Source organism: Halpernia humi (genome assembly GCF_900108025.1).
Lineage (GTDB): Bacteria > Bacteroidota > Bacteroidia > Flavobacteriales > Weeksellaceae > Halpernia > Halpernia humi.
In genome coordinates this window covers 262,912-280,726 of record NZ_FNUS01000005.1, presented here as the reverse complement: position 1 = coordinate 280,726, position 17,815 = coordinate 262,912, and the positions used below count along the sequence as shown (strand labels likewise).

Here is a 17,815-nt window from a genome sequence, read left to right as displayed (position 1 = left end):
TAATGTTAAATTTAAGAATAAACAGAGTTTATTTTAATTTAGAAAATTAAGAAAAGGCTATAAAAAATTTATTGAATGAAATTTAAACAGGCTCTTAATTTTTTAGGGTAATATTTTTTTGTAATTTGCAAAAAAAATGTTTCAAAAATTTGTAATGAATAATTTTAAGAATTAAAGTAATTATGAATTTTAGGAAAATTTAGTTGGTTAAATTTTCTTGGGCTCTAAAAACTTTTAGTTATTTTTACAAAAATTTATACAAATGAAAAAGATAATTTTAGTTTTTGCAATGCTTATTGCAACCCTGGCATTTGCACAAGACATGGGTTCTGAAAAAGTTATAAGACCTGAAGGCAATGCACCTGTAGGCGAACTTTATGGCGCAGATGTTTCAGATGTTGCTGTGAAAAATGCAATTTCAGCATCTAAATTAGAGAAAAAATTAAAGAAAAATAATAAAATAGAAAACGTCGCCATCAAAGGAAAAGTGGAAGAAGTTTGCGAAATGGAAGGTTGCTGGCTCACGATAAAAACCGACAGCAAAAACCGATTTTTTGTGAAAACAAAAGACCATGCTTATTTGGTTCCTTTGGCATTGCGCGGTAAAAATGTGGTTTTAATTGGCAACGCAGAACTGAAAATGACGTCCGTAAAAGAATTGAAACATTATGCTGAAGATGCCAATAAATCTGAGGAGGAAATTGCAATGATTACAAAACCAAAACAAGAGGTGAATTTCATGGCAAGTGGGATAAAAGTGGTCGATTAATGATAAGCAATTATTAAAATAAAAAATCCGTTGCAATTTTTTATGGTGATTTTTTAAATTATGCAGTTAATAGATTATTTTAAAATTTTAGAAAAAAATAAATCCATTTTTTCTTCAAATAGGGATTTTGTCTCTGATAAAATTAACGCTCTGCAAAACATTTGGGAAATTGGAAACCCAAGCCTGATTCCAAATTTATTTCCATATTTAAAATCTGATAGTAAGGAAATTAGAGAATTCACATTTTTTATTATTGATGATTTTTTTAATAAACTTGACAAAAAAAATCATCTTTATGAAACTTTAAGATATTGTGAAGTTAAGATAGCGGATTTTAAATTTTTCAAAAATAACTTTTCTGTAAAAGATTACTTTACTCTAATTCAAATTGCTTCCCAAAATAGAAATGGTTATATAAGGGAGTTTGCCGTTGAAGAATTAAGTAATTCAGAGAATAGCGATGCAATAAAGTTTATAATTTTTCGACTTTCAGATTGGGTTGAAATAATTAGAAATAAAGCTGTTCAGGCTTTAGTTAATTTTAAGAAAATTGAATATTTAAATTGTTTAGTTGAAAATCTGTATTTATTTGAATGGATAATAAAAACTAAAAGAGCGAATTTAACTATTGTTTATGAAAACATTTTTCAATTTATTCTTGAGGAAGAAAATTATTTGCTAGATAATATTAAAAACTTTTCCGAAAAAAATAGAATAATTCTTGCACGCAAAGTATATAATTCAAAAAATGAGAACGACCGATTTTTTAAAGAATTTCTAAATGACAAAAATTATTTAGTCCGAATTTTTGCTCTAAAAAAATTTGACATTTTGAATAAAATCGAAATAGAAAATTTATTAAAAGACAAATCTTCCAAAATTAGATTGCAAACGCTTTTTGAAATAGATAAAAGAAAAAATTTAACTTCTGAAATTGCATTAAATTTCGTAGCTGATGAGTCTGCGGCAATTCGTGATTTAGCAAGGAAAAATTTAAGGAATGTAGATTTTGCAGAAATTTATGCTGATAACATAAAAAATAATAAAAATTTGAAAGGTTCAATTTTTGGGCTTTCAGAAGTACAAGGAAAAAAATATGTTAACTATATATTTCCGTTTTTAACTTGCGAAAAAACTTATCTGGTTAAAATTGCCTTTCTGTCCATAGAGAAACTGGAGCCTCAAATTGCTTTCGATTTTGCTTATGAAAATTTTGAAAATAAAAATATATTTTTAAGGAATTTTTTTGTCAAATATTTTGTCAAACATTACACTGAAGATGTTTTAGAAAAAGCGAGATATATTTACAAAACCGGCGATTATGAAGCTAGAAAAAGTATGCTTCGATTATTTAGTTCTATCGGTAAATATATCACGATTTCAGATTTAATGATTGGTTTGATTGATGAAAATCCTGCTTTAAGAGATTTAAGCGTAAATTATATCGAAAATTGGAAATTAAAAGCAAATTCGTATTTTATTGAACCAGATCCTGCACTTCTGAAAAAATCCAAAGAAATTCATGAAATCGTTTGTGAAATATTAAAAGAAAAAAAATATTTCTATAGAAATCCTTTAGAAAATCTTGATTTTTATTTTAAATAAAAGATTTTTTGGGAATTACACATTTTTGGTTTACCAGATAAATATTTTATATTTTATATTTTTTAAAGCGGATTTTTTCAATAAAACTATTTTTTATTTTCAATAATTAAGGAAATACGCGTTCCTACATTTTCCACGGAATTTACGGAAATTTCAGCATCAATCGCTTTGGATAAATCCCGAATTAGATGCATTCCTAAACCAGTTTTGATGCCAATGGATACGTTTTCATCAAATAATGCACGAAATTTTTCTGGCGTTGCACCTTTGCCATTATCGATTATCATTAATTCTACAAAACTTTTATGGTTGATTGCTTTCCACACAATTGTTGGGTTTTCTATTTTATCTAAAATTTTTATGGCGTTGTTAGTTAAGTTTCGGGTAATGGTTTTTAGATAATCGTTGTCGGTAAAAACTTGAAGGTTTTCTGGGTTTTCAAAAGAAATTTTCACCTTGTTTCCGAAAGAAAAATTATCGGCAATATCTTGAAAAATTTGACTTACAGGAACCTGCGTTTTTTTTGGTTCAAAATGTTCCATTTGGCCTTTGCTCCACAACAGTAAGTCTTCCATCTGCACCAAAAGATTTTCAGCCGCACCGAAAGTTTTGTTTTGTAAACGCTGTTTGGTGGCTTCGTCCAAAATTTCGGGCGAATCTTTTTGCAATTGTAAAAAATGAATTAATCCAGCCAAAGGACTTCGTAAATCGTGATTCAGAATGCCAAAAAGTTGGGTTTTAGTTTTATTGGCTTTTTCTAGTTCTTGGTTTAGAAAAGATAATTTGAGATTGTTTCTTTTTCGGTTTTCGCTTTGTTTATAAAAAAGAAACCCGATGCAACTCAAAAGAAAAAGGCCAGCGAATGCATAATAAATTTTTCTATTTGCTATATCTATTTGTAAGTTTTTTAGTTTATTTTGCGTAGAAAGTGTTTTTATTTCTTGCTCTTTTTTCTCGGTTTGGTATTTGCGGAGGAGGTTTTCTGTGTTTTCTAAAGTTTTAATTTTAAAAATAGAATCTTTAGCAATTTCTGCATCTACTTTGTATGTGAAGGCTTTTTTATAATCTCCTTCTTTTTCAAACAAATCTGCCAAAGCTTGGTTTGCGGAATACGAAAATTCTGGGTCTTTTATTTCTTTCGCAATTTGCAATGCTTCAAGATAATATTTTTTGCTTAATTGGTATTTTTTTTGCGAAAAATATAAATCGCCCAAATTAGAACAAACCACTTTCAAAGTTTGGGTTGCTTCTAATTCTCGGCTTTGAACTTCGGCTTTTTTAAGATAATCTTCGGCTTTTACAAAATCATTTTCCTTTTGGTAAATCCTACCCAAATTGGTGAGTAATTCGCATTTCAATAATTTATAATCTGCTTTTTCAGCGAAAAATAAACCTTTTTTAAAATAGTTTAATGCGGCTTTATTGTTTTTTAAATCTTCATAAAGATTACCAATTCTATTGTTTCCGATGGCTATTCCAACATGATCTTTAAGGTCTGTTTCTATCTGCAACGCTTTTTGATAATATTGTAATGCTTCGTTGTATTTTTTATAAAATTTTAAATTATCACCAACTTGTGTGTAAGGACTAGATTTTAATGGATTTAGTTTCTTTTTTTCTTGAAAATCAATGAGTTTAATGGCGTATTTTGTAGCGTTTTCTCTATCACCCATTTGGTTGTAAATGATACCAATATTGTTTAAAGAATTTTGGTAAATTTTATTGGGTAATTTGTATTTTAAAATAATTTCATTGGCATTTTTAAAATATTCCATTGCTTTCTCTGGATTTTGTTTTACAAATTCCATAACGCCTTTCATATTGGTAGATTTGTAAAAACCAGACCCATAGTTTAGTTGTTTAGAAAGCAGTTCCATTTGTGTAATTATTTTTTTTCCTTCCTCATATTTTCCGTTTTTGATAATGATAAAAGCATACTCATTTAGCGCTGAAACGTAGTTGGTGTCTTTTGGTTTTGTGTCAATGTAAGTTTTAAGCGAGTCTAATGACTTGGGAATTTGACAGGGCGAATAACTAAATATAAAAAGAAAAAGAGGTAGAAATTTCTTCATATCAAAAGATTTAGGTTGTCTTTAAAACTTCGTCCCACAGGAATTATCATTTGGCTATTCAGCACAATTTCGTTGGTATTAATTTTTGTAATAAATTGTTTCTGTACGGCAAAACTGCGATGAACACGTATAAAAGATTGAAAATGAATCTCTTTTAATAAGTTCCCGATGCTTGCCAAAACGCAATGCCTTTTTTGGGAAGTGATGATTAAAGAATAGTCTTTCAACGCTTCGATGTACAAAATATCGTGAAGTTTCACTTTGGTTTGTTCGTGGCCTTCTTTAATGTAAATCACGTCGCCACCAATGCTGCTTTCAAACAAATTGGCTTTTTGGCGAATTTCCATAAACTCTTCTAAACGTTTCATCGCGCTTTCAAAACGGTTCATTTTAATAGGTTTTACGATAAAATCTAAAGTATCGAGTTCGAAACTTTCTACGGCAAATTCCGGGTGAGAAGTAATAAAAATACAGGCTGGAATTTGGCTTGCTTTTTTTCTAAATTCTACACCAGATTCACCAGGAAGATCGATATCTAAAAATAAAACATCAATTTCATTTCTGCGCATTATTTCTTCTGCGTCTTCTGCGGATGCGTAAGTGCCCAAAACATTAAGAATTGGGAATCTTTTGGCGTAAGATAAAACCGTTAAACGATCAATTTCATCGTCGTCGATAATTATACTATTGAGTTTCAAATTTTTATGTAAATGTTTATATCAAATGTAATAAAAAACGTTGGAAAAAAGTCATTCGTCTATTTAAAATGTAGTTCGTCTATTTGCTATTTTTTGAATAGTTAAAACATTGAAAATTTGTCTTATCAAATTAAAAAAATAGTAACCGCAAAAATCAATTATTATGAAAAAAAATAATCATTTCACTTTTAAATGTTTTTTATTTCTGCTCTTTTTGGGTTTTTCAGAAATTTTAGCAGCTCAAAATGCCTTTTCATCTGGAACTGATGCACAATCTGCTGCGGGTTCAGTTTCTTATTCGGTTGGGCAAATGACTTACCAAAGCATCGAATCTGCTTCTGGAAAAGTAAGCCAAGGCGTTCATCAACCTTATGAAATTTTTGTTTTAAGCACAAATGAAAACGCAATGCAAAAGAACATTACTGTTTATCCAAATCCCGTAAAAGATTTTTTGATTGTTGATTTTAATGCTGAAAAATTAAAAAATGCTCGCTATCAGCTATTTGATGCTTCTGGTAAATTAATCAACCAAGGCGAATTGAAAGCCTTAAAAAACGACATTAATACTTCTGCTATCCGTGTTGGAATGTATATTCTTTCCATTTCAAGTGAAGGAAAAACTATGAAAACTTTTAAAATCATTAAAAATTAATAATTATGAAAAAATCATTACAAATCTTGGCTTTGCTTTTTATTTGCTTAATAAATGCGCAAGCGCCAGAAAAATTTTCTTATCAAGCCGTTATTAGAAATGCTTCAAACGCATTAGTAGCAAATTCTGCCGTTGGCGTGAAAATTAGCATTTTAAAAAATTCTCCTGCAGGAGCAGTTGTTTATGCAGAGACACAAAATGCAAATACTAATGCAAATGGGTTAATTTCAATTCAAATTGGTGCGGGAACAGTTTTGAGTGGAAGTATTGCTTCAATTGATTGGTCTTCAGACTCTTATTACATAAAAACAGAAACCGATCCTACAGGCGGAAGCAACTACAGCATTTCTGGAACGAGCCAATTATTAAGTGTTCCTTATGCAATGTATTCTAAATCTTCAGGAAGTGGTGCTTCTTCTTTTAGTTTGCCATATTCAGGTAATTCTTCTACCGACAATGTTATTCCTTTTAAAATCACGAACAGCAGTGCAAGTCTAAGTCAAGCGGCTTATTTTGAAAATACGGATGTTTTAAATTCAGCACCTGCTATTTCAGGGAAAAATAATTCTGTTGATCGATTTGGTGTTGGAGTTCAAGGTATAGCAAAAGCAACTTCGAATGGAAATCTATCTTCAGGCGTTTATGGTTATTTATCTGGAGCAGAAACCGGCGGGGCTGGAGTTTATGGCGTTTCACAAAATGCGTATGGCGTCTATGGACTTACAACAAATGGAAGTGCTGTAAGGGGCGATGCACTTGGAACTGGAACGGCAGGTTCTTTCCAAGCGAATTCTAGTAATAGTTATGCTTTGGTAACTTATGGGCCAATAAAATTTCTTGGAGTTAATGAAGGAGTAGGAAAAGTGTTAACCTATGATTCAAATGGAAATGCTACTTGGCAAACGCCTGCTGCTGGATTAACTTTACCTTATGATGGCTCATCTACTGCTGACGCAATTAAATTTAAAATATCAAATACTAGTACAAACCCCAATCAAGCAGGATATTTTGAAAACATCAATATTAACAATATTGCGCCTGCACTGATGGGCGTAAATAATTCTACCGAAAATATTGGGATTGGAGTTAAAGGTTTAGCGAATTCAAATTCAAGTAACCAACTATCAATTGGAGTTAGCGGGGAGGTAACTGGGCCCAATCCTTACGGAGCGGGTGTCTATGGCTATGCTAATTCCGCAATCGGTGTTTATGGAAAAACAGTTAGTGGTTTTGGTATAAGTGGATCTTCAAGTGGTTACGGTATTGCTGGATATTTTAAATCGACAGGTTTGGGTTCAGCAGGGGTTTTTATAGCACCTGCAGTAAGTTTGGCAATATATTCTAATGGCCCATTAAAATTCACCAATATTAACGAAGATGATGGCAAAGTATTAACAAGCGATTCATACGGAAATGCAACTTGGCAAGATGTTATTACACCTTTTATACATATTAGTAGTTTAGGTGGAAGTGCACAGGCAATAGATAATTCGGGACTAAATATTATTAATTCCTGGACTAATCTTGAAGAAACCGGAGGAGCAAATTATGACGCTACTACGGGAGAATATATTATTCCTGTTACAGGATATTATTCCATTTATGCACACATCAGTTTTACCGATTTAAACACTAATAATGGCGATCAAGCAATTTTAGTGATTCGTATCGATGGTTCTTCGGTAAAAAAAGGATATAGCAACAATGCAGTTGCTTTACAATATTATAGCGATCCGGAAGTAAAATTGGTAAAAAAATTAACTGCTGGACAAAAAGTTTCTTTTGGTGTTTATCAATATGGAAACGCTACTAATAATTTATGGCCAGATGGATCAACATTTTCAATCGACTTATTACACAAATAAAATTAATTTTAAATAAAAATATTATGAAAAAACTTATTATAACTTTTGCATTATTATTTGGAAGCACTTTAATATTTGCTCAAAAAAGTAATCCTGCAAAAACACAAATTGTAAGCAATGAAGACCCACACAATCCTTTGGTAAACGGAATTCCTTACAACCAATATAAAATTCAAGTTCAACAGGAAATGCAAAAAAAAGCAGAAGCGCAAGCACAAGAGAAGGCAAAGCAAAAAATAGAGCTAGAGAAATTTTCCAAATTAAAAATGCCTGAAACGCCAAATGAAAAACAAGAACAAATTAGCAATCAAAAAATTGAGGCAAAATCAAACGATTCAAAATAATGGTATTACAAACTATTAAAAAAATCCGCTGTAAAATAAATTGCAGCGGATTTTTATCTTAATTGAAACAGTGTGAATTTTAATTTAAACTTTTGAACTAACACAGCCAGTTTTTTTAAAAAATATCTATTTTTGTGCAATGGATTATCCAAGTAAAGTTTTGGCAAAAGCAGTTGAAGAAATTTCTGGTTTGCCCGGGATCGGCAAAAAATCGGCCTTGCGTTTGGCATTGCATCTTTTAAAGCAGCCCGAATCGCAAGGAATTCTTTTAGGTGAAAGTTTAAAAAAATTAGTTACCGACATTAAATATTGCAAAAATTGCCACAATTTTTCAGATTTAGAAATATGCGAAATTTGTAGTAGTCCGAAAAGATCAAACGCCATTTTGTGCATTGTAGAAGATGTTCGAGATGTGATGGCGATAGAAAATACTTCAAAATTTAACGGAAAATATTTAGTTCTTGGAGGTAAAATTTCACCCATGGAAGGCGTAGGACCCAGCCAACTGAATATCGGAAGCATTGAAAAAAAATTAAATGAAGGCTTTTTGAAGGAAATTATTTTCGCTTTGAGCGCCACCATGGAAGGCGATACAACTGCCTATTATCTCTACAAAAAATTTAAAAATTTTGATGTAAAATTTTCAAGTATTGCCCGCGGTATTTCTGTGGGCGATGAGTTAGAATATGCAGATGAGGTTTCTCTTGGCCGCTCTATAATGAATAGATTGCCATATAACGAACAAGATTAATATGAAATTAAGCGTCATTATTGTTCATTACAACGTGCCAATTTTATTGAGAAATTGCCTAGATTCTTTGCAAAAATATATTCAAGATTTAGATTACGAAATAATTGTAATAGATAATAACAGCCCAGATAATTCTTGGAAAAATTTAATAAATGACTTTCCAACTGTTAGATTTGTAGGCTCTGACGAAAATGGCGGTTTTGCGAAAGCGAATAATTTAGCGGTAAAATTGGCTGTTGGTGAATACGTTTTGTTGCTAAATCCCGACACAGAATTTGAAGGATTTTACATGAATGAAATTTTAAATTTTGCCGATCAGCAGGAAAAATTCGGGTGTTTGGGTGTTCGGATGCATGATAGTGAAGGAAAATTTTTGCCAGAGAGCAAGCGCGCTGTTCCCAATATGATTAACTCTTTTGAGAAACTTTTTATTCATTTAAAAAAAAACAACCAAAAATCCTATTATCGAACCGATATTCTAGAAGATGAAATAGCAGAAGTGGAAGTGGTTACCGGAGCATTTTTATTAATTAGAAGAGAATATTATCTAAAATTTGGAGGTTTAGATGAAACTTATTTTATGTACGGGGAAGATATAGATTTGTGCTATACTTTATTGCAAAATGGCCTAAAAAATTATTATTATGGAAAGGCTTCAATACTTCACTACAAAGGAGAAAGCACAGTGAAGGATAAGATTTATCTGGAGCGTTTTTATGGAGCGATGCAAATTTTTCTCAATAAATATTACCGTAAAAAATCGCCTTTAAAATTTAGACTTTTAAGTATGGGTTTAAAATTGAAACATTATTTTGCCATTCGTCAATTAAAATAAAAAAAACGACTTTTTAAAAAGTCGCTTTTAGTATCATTTGTAAATAAATTTATTTTTTTACTGGTGCTTGTGGCACTGTAGTAGAATTTTGCGCTGGGGCAGATGTTGCAGGCGCAGACTGATTTACCGGCGCTTGTGGTGCAACTCTTTGGCTAGGTTTTGCTGTTAAAACTACACTTACGATTATCAATACGATGATGCCGCCGCCTAAAACCCATGTCGCATTTTCCATAAAATCATTGGTTCTTTGTACCCCAAATTGTGCCGGTGAAGTACCACCAAAAGTACCAGAAAGGCCGCCTCCTTTTGGGTTTTGAGCCATGATTATCGTAATAAGAAGAACACATGCAATCATGATAATTACCATGAAAAGTGTAAAAATTGTACCCATTTTTTTTAAAATTTCAGGTTGCAAATATACTGTTTTTTATTCTAAAGTGGGAAACAAATGCTCGATTTTTTAAGAAAAACAAAATCACTTTTAATATTATTTTGAAATAAAAGTAAAGAAAATATATTTTACCAAATGAAAAGACATAGCATATTTTGGGCTCACAATTTTTATCCTTAACTAAATAATAAACCTTCCAAAATCAGTTTTTATTTTATATCTTTAGCGTACTTGAAATATTTGTAATCTGTAGCGAATATTACTTTTTTTTATATCTAAATGTAAAATTTATTACTTTTGCACAGACTTATAAATTGAAAATAAAGTTAAAAAATGGGCATTAAAAACTTAAGCAATAAAATGTATGAAGGCGACAATATACTTTCGCTTTCTGACGTGAGGTATTTGCCTAGATGGATTGTAATGCTGATTGATGCGATTATTCTTTTTTTCTCACTTTTTTTCTCTTACTTTATTTTAGATAAATTAAACGTAAGACCACCTACAGAATGGCCTTTGGGTATTAAATTCCTGTTTGTATTAATGGTGAACGGCCTGTTTATGTATGTTTTTCGCACTTTTTCTGGAATTATTCGGCATTCCACTTTTGTAGATTTATTCAAATTATTTTTAGCGTGCTTGTGCACTCTAGTAACTTTGTCAATATTTAATTATTTGTACTTGTATATAGGTGGTAGCAAATTATTTTTAACACCACTCTTTTTTATATACGCCATGGTTTCCTTTACCTTGCTTTTTGCTTTTAGGCTTGTTGTAAAAGAGTTTTTTCACGTTTTGCGCCAATTAAAAGCGCGAGGAGATAGCAACCGGATATTGGTTCTTGGTATATCGGAAAGTTCTGTAGCCATAGCACGGGCCATTTTGGATAACCTTAATCTACCCTATGATTTAATAGGTTTTTTGACGGATAGAAAGGACTCTGAAAGTGCGAGATTACTTGGTAAAGAAATTATCTCCAAAGATAAACTTAAGGCTAAATCTAAAGCAGAATTAAATGTTGACGGTGTTTTAATAATCAAAGAACTTCTCACACGTGATGAATTAAACAGTTGGGTAAATATTTTGCTCGAAAAAGACATTAAAATTTTTAAATCTCCAACACTCCAAAAATTTAGACCGGGTGATCTTGCGAATTCGATTAAAGAAATGCAGATTGAAGATTTATTAAACCGAAAACCGATTAAGATAGATAACGATGCTATTAGCCCTCGTCATGAAGATAAAATTATTTTGGTGACTGGTGGCGCAGGTTCTATTGGTGCTGAAATTGTGCGGCAAGTCGCCAAATTTAATCCAAAAACAATTGTAGTTTTAGATCAGGCTGAAACACCGCTATATCAAATAGAACTTGAAATGAAACAAGAGTTTCCGCACATACATTTCGAGTTTATACTTGCAGATATATCCAATGAACGTCGTATTGAGCCTGTATTTAAGAAATTTCAGTTTTCAATGGTTTATCATGCCGCAGCATATAAGCACGTTCCTTTAATTGAGAAAAATCCGCGAGAGGCTATTTTGGTAAATGTGTTAGGCACCAAAAATTTATCAATGTTCTCAAGTAAATATAAAGTGAATCGTTTTGTGATGATTTCTACAGATAAGGCGGTAAACCCTACAAATGTAATGGGCGCTTCCAAACGTATGGCGGAACTTTTTGTGCAATCTCTGCAAAATTTGGAAGGGAATCAAACTAAATTTATTACAACAAGATTTGGTAATGTTTTAGGATCTAATGGATCTGTTATTCCACATTTTAAAAAGCAAATCGAAGCAGGAGGCCCTATTACAGTTACACATAAAGATATTGTAAGGTATTTTATGACCATACCAGAAGCCTGTGAACTAGTTTTACAAGCAGGAACAATGGGCAAAGGCGGCGAAATTTTTGTATTTGATATGGGCGAACCGGTAAAAATCGTGAATTTAGCACGCCGAATGATTAAACTTTCGGGCTTCAGACCAGATGAAGATATCAAGATTATTTTCACAGGGCTTCGCCCAGGTGAAAAATTGTACGAAGAATTGTTGAGTGATGGAGCCAAAACACTTCCAACACCTCATTCAAGTATTTTAATTTCAAAAGATTCTACTGTAGAGTTTTCTGTGATAAAAAGATACACACAGCAGATTACAATTGCCGCGCTAAAATGCGAGAATGATGATATTGTAAAACTTCTAAAAGAGATTGTTCCAGAGTTTAAAAGTGAAAATTCGATATACCAAACTTTAGACCTTTAGTTGACTATAAAATATTTGTATATTTGCACCCAATGTTTTTAAAAATGATGAAAAATTTTGTACCTCTTTTACTACTATTACTAATGACATCTTGTGGTGTCTTTAAGAATGTATCCTCAGATAAAAAAAATCTGAATTACATGCAAAATATAGATAGTATTGCAACACAAGCGGCTGTAGACCAGCGAATAACAACAATACAGCCTGGCGATGAACTTATGATATATGTTTCTGCTAAAGATTTGGATGTAGCAAAACCTTTTAATCAAAACTTTTCTTCAGGGCAAATGGTTCAAAATGCCATTGCGGGAGGAAATTTAAGAGAAAATCCTACTGCAGATTCGGGGCCAACTTACATTGTAGATTCCAAAGGAAATATAGATTTTCCTGTTTTAGGAGAGCGAAACACAACGGGTAAGACGATTGAAGAATTTAAAGAGGATTTAAGACAAGCCTTAAAGGAATATATTACAAATCCTGTTGTAAGTGTAAAGAACACCAATTATAAAATTACGATTTTAGGTGAAGTGAATCGGCCCGGGCAATATATTGTGCCAGATGCCAATGCTACTTTTTTAAATGCACTTGGTTTAGCCGGAGACCTTACAATTTATGGTAAAAGAGATAATGTCTTATTGGTTAGAAATGTAGATGGAAAAACCACAAACACCAGAATTGATCTAAATGACGCAAAATTTATTAATTCTCCTTATTATTATTTAAAACAAGGAGATGTGATTTATGTAACTCCAAATTCAACGAAGGAGAAAACGTCACGATTAGACCCAAATACGGGTTTATACATATCCATTGCATCGATTGCCATTACAATCATCGCTTTAATTGTCAGAAAATAGATACCTCTCAACAACCGTACACCTATGGAGTCTAACTCGAAACCTACTATAGATAACGAAATATCTGAAATAAATATTCAGGAAATTGTAAAACCTTATGTTCGCAATTGGCTTTGGTTTTTAATATCAGTTTTCATCACACTATTTCTAGCATTTCTCTATTTGAGATATGCCACGCCGATTTATAATATTAACGCCACTGTTTTAATTAAAGATGCCAAAAATAATTCATTTGGCGGTGGTGATAATGCATTGCTGCAAGATCTATCTGGATTAGGCAGCATGGGTACTAATAGTGTAGATAATGAGATTGAGATTTTTAAATCTAAAAAACTCATGAATGCCGTTGTAAAAGATAACGATTTACAAACTGTTATAAAAACACAAGGAAATATTAAAGATTCTGAACTTTACGATAAAACATCACCTATAAGCGTAATTGTAGTAAATGAAAAAGAAGAAAAAACATTTCCACTAGACCTGGAAATAAGAGGTGATCAGTTATTATTAAAATCAGAAAAATTAAAGCAAAATATTAAAACGACGTATGGCAAAATCATAAACTTGCCATTTGCGAATATTATTATTCAAAAAAATAAGTCTTATGTCCCAGATACTTTAAGTAATACAAATAATTTAATACTTCAAATTTCGAAAATAGACGACCGTGTAACATCACTTCAAAATCTTTTGAACGTCAATCTTGTAAATAAAGATGCAACGGTAATTGGTCTTAGTATGAATTATCCGGAAAAAGATAAAGCTAAAACAATTTTAAATAATTTGGTAGACGCTTACAATGAGGATGCAATAAAAGATAAAAATTCTGAATCGCAAAAGACCAAAGATTTTATAGATGAACGGATTAAATTAATTTCCAAAGAATTAGGCCAAGTAGAGGAACAAAAGGAACGTTTTAAATCCGCCAATCAAATTACGGATTTAGAAACTGAAGCGAAAATAAATTTAGAAACATCTTCTGATGCGCATGCAAAACAAATTGAAACAGACGCCCAATTAGAATTAACCAATACCATTATAAATTACGTTCAGAAGCAAGGCAAATACGATGTCTTACCTTCGAACATTGGTTTGCTAGATCCTACGGCGACTTCTGGGATTTCTACTTATAATCAGTTAGTGTTAAATCGTGACAGACTATTGCAATCCGGAACAGTTAAAAATCCATCGGTGGTGGAACTGTCCAATCAGATAAATGCTTTACGGGCTTCAGTTCTAGAAAGTTTGCAGAAAAACAAAGCAGGTTTAGAAATTGAAAAGCAAAGTTATGAAGCGGAGCAAAATAAAATTAGTGGAAAAATCTCAAAAATACCTTCTTTAGAGAAAGTATTCCGCGGTATCGAAAGACAACAGCAAATAAAAGAAAACCTTTATTTGTTGTTACTTCAAAAGCGAGAAGAAACGGCAATTTCTCTAGCAATTACAGCGCCAAAAGCGAGAATTGTAGATTATGCTTATGCTTCAGATCAGCCAGTAGCGCCAAAGAAAATGATTGTCTTATTGGCGGCATTATTAGTCGGTTTGCTCATTCCTTTTGCTTTAATTTATCTTGCAGATTTATTTAATAATAAAATTAAAACAAAACACGATATTGAGCGTCTTAGTACCATCCCAGTTTTAGCAGAATTGCCACAGTTAGAAAAAGGACAAAGTGAAATTGTGGGACTTAATGATTTATCGCCGATGGCCGAAGCATTTAGGATTCTGATTACCAACATGAATTTTATGCTGCCGAAAACGAAAGGATCAAAAGTAATAATGGTAACCTCCACAGTGAAAGGAGAAGGTAAAACTTTTACATCGGTTAATCTCTCTTTAACTTTAGCTTCACCTTCTAAAAAAGTCATAATTATTGGGGCTGATATTAGAAATCCACAATTGCAACGTTATAATGAATCCCGAAAAGGCGTTTCTGGAATTACTGAATATTTACACGATTCTACATTAAAACTTTCAGATGTATTGCATAAGTCCACGTTTAATCCGCATTTAGATGTGATTTATTCTGGAAGTATTCCTCCAAATCCTACAGAATTGCTAACAAATGGACGTCTTACAGAATTAATGACAGAATTAAAATCAATCTATGATTTTATTATTTTAGATACTGCACCATTAATGTTGGTAACAGATACTTTCCTAATTTCTGAATTGGCAGAAGCAACTCTATACATCACGCGTTCTAATTACACAGAAAAATCCCTCATCGATTTTGCTAATAAAAGTGCCGCTGCAAAAAAGATCCAAAATGTTGGATTTGTGCTTAACGATGTGGAAAAAAGTAATTTCGGCTACGGTAACAAATATGGCTATGGCTACGGTGTGGTCCAAAAAAGTTTCTGGGACGAGATTAAAGATAGATTTTAATTAAATATGATTTTTATTGAATTAAAAAATAAAAAAATTCTTGTAACCGGAGGAGCAGGTTTTATAGGCTCTAACTTGTGTGAGGCTTTGTTAGATAATAGTTGTGTCGTAACTTGTTTGGATAATTTTTCTACAGGAAAACGTGTAAACATAGAGCCATTTCTGAAAAATGAAAATTTTACGTTAATAGAAGGTGATATTCGCGATTTAGAAACCTGCAAGAAAGCATGCGCAAATCAGGAATTTGTTCTTCACGAAGCCGCTTTAGGTTCAGTTCCACGTTCTATAAATGATCCAATTACCAGCAATGATGTCAATGTTGGAGGTTTTTTAAATATGCTCGTAGCGGCTAAAGATTCTGGTGTGAAGAGATTTGTTTATGCTGCAAGTTCCTCCACTTATGGCGATTCTGAATCGCTGCCAAAAGTAGAAGATATAATCGGCAAACCTTTATCTCCGTATGCTATAACCAAATATGTAGATGAACTATATGCCCAAGTGTTTAAAAGAACATACAATTTTGATACTATTGGCTTAAGATATTTTAACGTTTTTGGACGCAGACAAGACCCAAAAGGCGCGTATGCAGCCGTAATTCCAAAGTTTGTAATGCAGTTTATGAATTACGAATCTCCAATAATAAATGGTGGTGGCGAATATTCTAGGGATTTTACTTATATTGATAACGTCGTTTTAATGAATCTCTTGGCTTTAACTTCAGAAAATAATGATGCCCAAAATCAAATTTACAATACGGCTTTTGGGGAAAGAACAACCTTAAATGATTTGGTAGAATATTTAAAAGAATATTTATCAGAATTTGATCCAAAAATAGCGGAAGTAGAGGTGAAATATGGCGATTATCGAAAAGGTGATGTGCCACATTCTTTAGCAAGCATTGATAAAGCTAAAAAATTACTGAATTATGATCCACAATTTTCTATGAAAAAGGGTTTAAGAGAGGCGGTTAGTTGGTATTGGAATAATCTTAAATAAACCATATGCTACATAAAATAACTGTTGTAGGATTAGGATATGTTGGATTACCTTTGGCAAGACTTTTTTCAACTAAATTTCCTGTTGTAGGTTTTGACATCAATAAATCCCGTGTTAGTCAATTAAAAACTGGGTATGATGATACTTTGGAAGTTTCAGATGCACTGTTGCAATCATCACTTGTTACTCAAAATCCTGCAAAATCTGAGATTGGTTTATATTGTTCCTATGATTTAAAAGATATTGAAGATTCTAATATTTATATTATTACAGTTCCAACGCCAGTTGATAAAAATAATTGTCCTGTTCTCACACCGCTGCTTAAAGCAAGTGAAACTGTAGGAAAAGTAATCAAAAAGGGAGATATTGTAGTTTACGAATCTACCGTTTATCCCGGAGCAACAGAAGAAGATTGTATTCCTGTAATTGAAAAAATATCAGGTTTAAAATTTAATGAAGATTTCTTCGCTGGTTATTCACCAGAACGAATTAATCCAGGTGATAAAGAACATACGGTAGAAAAAATATTAAAAGTAACTTCTGGTTCTACACCAGAAATTGGAGTGATTATAAATGATATTTACAAATCTGTAATTACCGCTGGAACACATTTAGCACCAACAATTAAAGTAGCAGAAGCCGCAAAAGTGATAGAAAATGCTCAGCGCGATATTAATATTGCTTTTGTAAATGAATTGGCAAAAATATTTAATTTAATGGATATTAATACCCATGATGTTCTAGAAGCAGCGGGAACAAAATGGAATTTTTTGCCTTTTAAACCAGGTCTTGTTGGTGGGCATTGTATTGGTGTGGATCCCTATTATTTAGCACAAAAAGCCCAAGAATATGGTTACCATCCAGAAATTATTTTAGCAGGACGCCGCTTGAATGATTCTATGGGAGAATATATTGCCTCGCAGGTTATTAAAACAATAATTAAAAAAAATATTTCGATAAATAATGCTAAAATATTAATGTTAGGCATTACCTTTAAAGAAAATTGTCCAGATGTGAGAAATACAAAAATTGTAGATGTTATTTCTGCTTTAGAAGATTATGGAACGACAGTCACAACTTATGATCCTTGGGCAAACCCAGAAGAAGTATTAAAAGAATATGGTGTAAAAAGCACGAATGAAAATCCAAATGAAAAATTTGATGCCATTATTCTTGGTGTTGCGCACAAAGAATTTTTAAACCTTGATTTGCTTCAATATAAGAAAGAAAATTCTATTATTTATGATGTAAAAGGCGTGATAAATAATTTTGATGCCAGATTGTAATTAAAATTAATTTTAAATATTTAAGTTCATTACTTAATTATTTT

At 31.9% G+C, this 17,815-nt stretch carries 15 protein-coding genes; 12 read left to right on the top strand and 3 right to left on the bottom strand.

What is annotated here, in order from left to right:
- Positions 1–262: 262 nt before the first annotated feature.
- Both C4S29_RS11395 and C4S29_RS11390 read left to right on the top strand, forming a co-directional pair.
- Positions 263–769 (top strand): DUF4920 domain-containing protein, encoded by a 507-nt coding sequence (locus C4S29_RS11395; protein ID WP_103914215.1) that lies wholly within the window; start codon positions 263–265, stop codon positions 767–769.
- A 60-nt stretch (positions 770–829) separates the two neighbouring features.
- On the top strand, positions 830–2,374 hold the full coding sequence (locus C4S29_RS11390) for a HEAT repeat domain-containing protein (RefSeq protein WP_103914214.1): 1,545 nt from the start codon (positions 830–832) through the stop codon (positions 2,372–2,374).
- An 86-nt stretch (positions 2,375–2,460) separates the two neighbouring features.
- Here C4S29_RS11390 and C4S29_RS11385 read toward each other — a convergent pair whose 3' ends face one another.
- Positions 2,461–4,446 carry a tetratricopeptide repeat-containing sensor histidine kinase gene (locus tag C4S29_RS11385; protein ID WP_103914213.1) on the bottom strand — a complete coding sequence of 662 codons (1,986 nt, stop codon included), beginning with the start codon at positions 4,444–4,446 and terminating at the stop codon, positions 2,461–2,463.
- Complete coding sequence (locus C4S29_RS11380; RefSeq protein WP_103914212.1) at positions 4,443–5,144, bottom strand: LytR/AlgR family response regulator transcription factor; 702 nt, start codon at positions 5,142–5,144, stop codon at positions 4,443–4,445. Before C4S29_RS11380 ends, C4S29_RS11385 begins: the two co-directional genes overlap by 4 nt.
- A 163-nt stretch (positions 5,145–5,307) precedes the next feature.
- Between C4S29_RS11380 and C4S29_RS11375 the strand changes: the two genes are divergently transcribed.
- From C4S29_RS11375 to C4S29_RS11355, 5 genes are all read left to right on the top strand, one after another.
- The gene (locus tag C4S29_RS11375; protein WP_103914211.1) at positions 5,308–5,796 is read left to right on the top strand and encodes a T9SS type A sorting domain-containing protein; all 489 of its coding nucleotides are present in this window, start codon (positions 5,308–5,310) and stop codon (positions 5,794–5,796) included.
- A 5-nt stretch (positions 5,797–5,801) separates the two neighbouring features.
- The gene (locus C4S29_RS11370) at positions 5,802–7,661 is read left to right on the top strand and encodes a hypothetical protein (protein WP_103914210.1); all 1,860 of its coding nucleotides are present in this window, start codon (positions 5,802–5,804) and stop codon (positions 7,659–7,661) included.
- A gap of 23 nt (positions 7,662–7,684) precedes the next feature.
- Entirely contained in the window at positions 7,685–8,005 is a 321-nt protein-coding gene (locus C4S29_RS11365) for a hypothetical protein (RefSeq protein ID WP_146063316.1), read from the top strand.
- A gap of 139 nt (positions 8,006–8,144) precedes the next feature.
- The gene (recR, locus tag C4S29_RS11360) at positions 8,145–8,756 is read left to right on the top strand and encodes a recombination mediator RecR (RefSeq protein ID WP_103914208.1); all 612 of its coding nucleotides are present in this window, start codon (positions 8,145–8,147) and stop codon (positions 8,754–8,756) included.
- Positions 8,752–9,591: a glycosyltransferase family 2 protein gene (locus tag C4S29_RS11355; RefSeq protein WP_103914207.1), complete on the top strand. Its 840-nt coding sequence runs from the start codon at positions 8,752–8,754 to the stop codon at positions 9,589–9,591. Before recR ends, C4S29_RS11355 begins: the two co-directional genes overlap by 5 nt.
- A 49-nt stretch (positions 9,592–9,640) precedes the next feature.
- On the opposite strand, the gene secG is transcribed toward C4S29_RS11355, so the two are convergent.
- Complete coding sequence (gene secG, locus C4S29_RS11350) at positions 9,641–9,982, bottom strand: preprotein translocase subunit SecG (protein ID WP_103914206.1); 342 nt, start codon at positions 9,980–9,982, stop codon at positions 9,641–9,643.
- Between the two features lie 333 nt (positions 9,983–10,315).
- On the opposite strand from secG, the gene C4S29_RS11345 reads away from it, so the two are divergent.
- The 5 genes from C4S29_RS11345 to C4S29_RS11325 are packed head-to-tail and all read left to right on the top strand — an operon-like array spanning position 10,316 to position 17,771.
- Entirely contained in the window at positions 10,316–12,244 is a 1,929-nt protein-coding gene (locus C4S29_RS11345) for a polysaccharide biosynthesis protein (protein ID WP_103914205.1), read from the top strand.
- 44 nt (positions 12,245–12,288) lie between these two features.
- Entirely contained in the window at positions 12,289–13,101 is an 813-nt protein-coding gene (locus tag C4S29_RS11340) for a polysaccharide biosynthesis/export family protein (protein ID WP_233740539.1), read from the top strand.
- Positions 13,102–13,125: 24 nt separating this feature from the next.
- On the top strand, positions 13,126–15,489 hold the full coding sequence (locus C4S29_RS11335; protein WP_103914204.1) for a GumC family protein: 2,364 nt from the start codon (positions 13,126–13,128) through the stop codon (positions 15,487–15,489).
- 6 nt (positions 15,490–15,495) lie between these two features.
- Positions 15,496–16,485 (top strand): SDR family oxidoreductase, encoded by a 990-nt coding sequence (locus C4S29_RS11330; RefSeq protein WP_103914203.1) that lies wholly within the window; start codon positions 15,496–15,498, stop codon positions 16,483–16,485.
- Positions 16,486–16,490: 5 nt separating this feature from the next.
- Positions 16,491–17,771, top strand: coding sequence for a nucleotide sugar dehydrogenase (locus C4S29_RS11325; RefSeq protein ID WP_103914202.1), 1,281 nt, complete (start codon positions 16,491–16,493; stop codon positions 17,769–17,771).
- Positions 17,772–17,815: the final 44 nt, after the last annotated feature.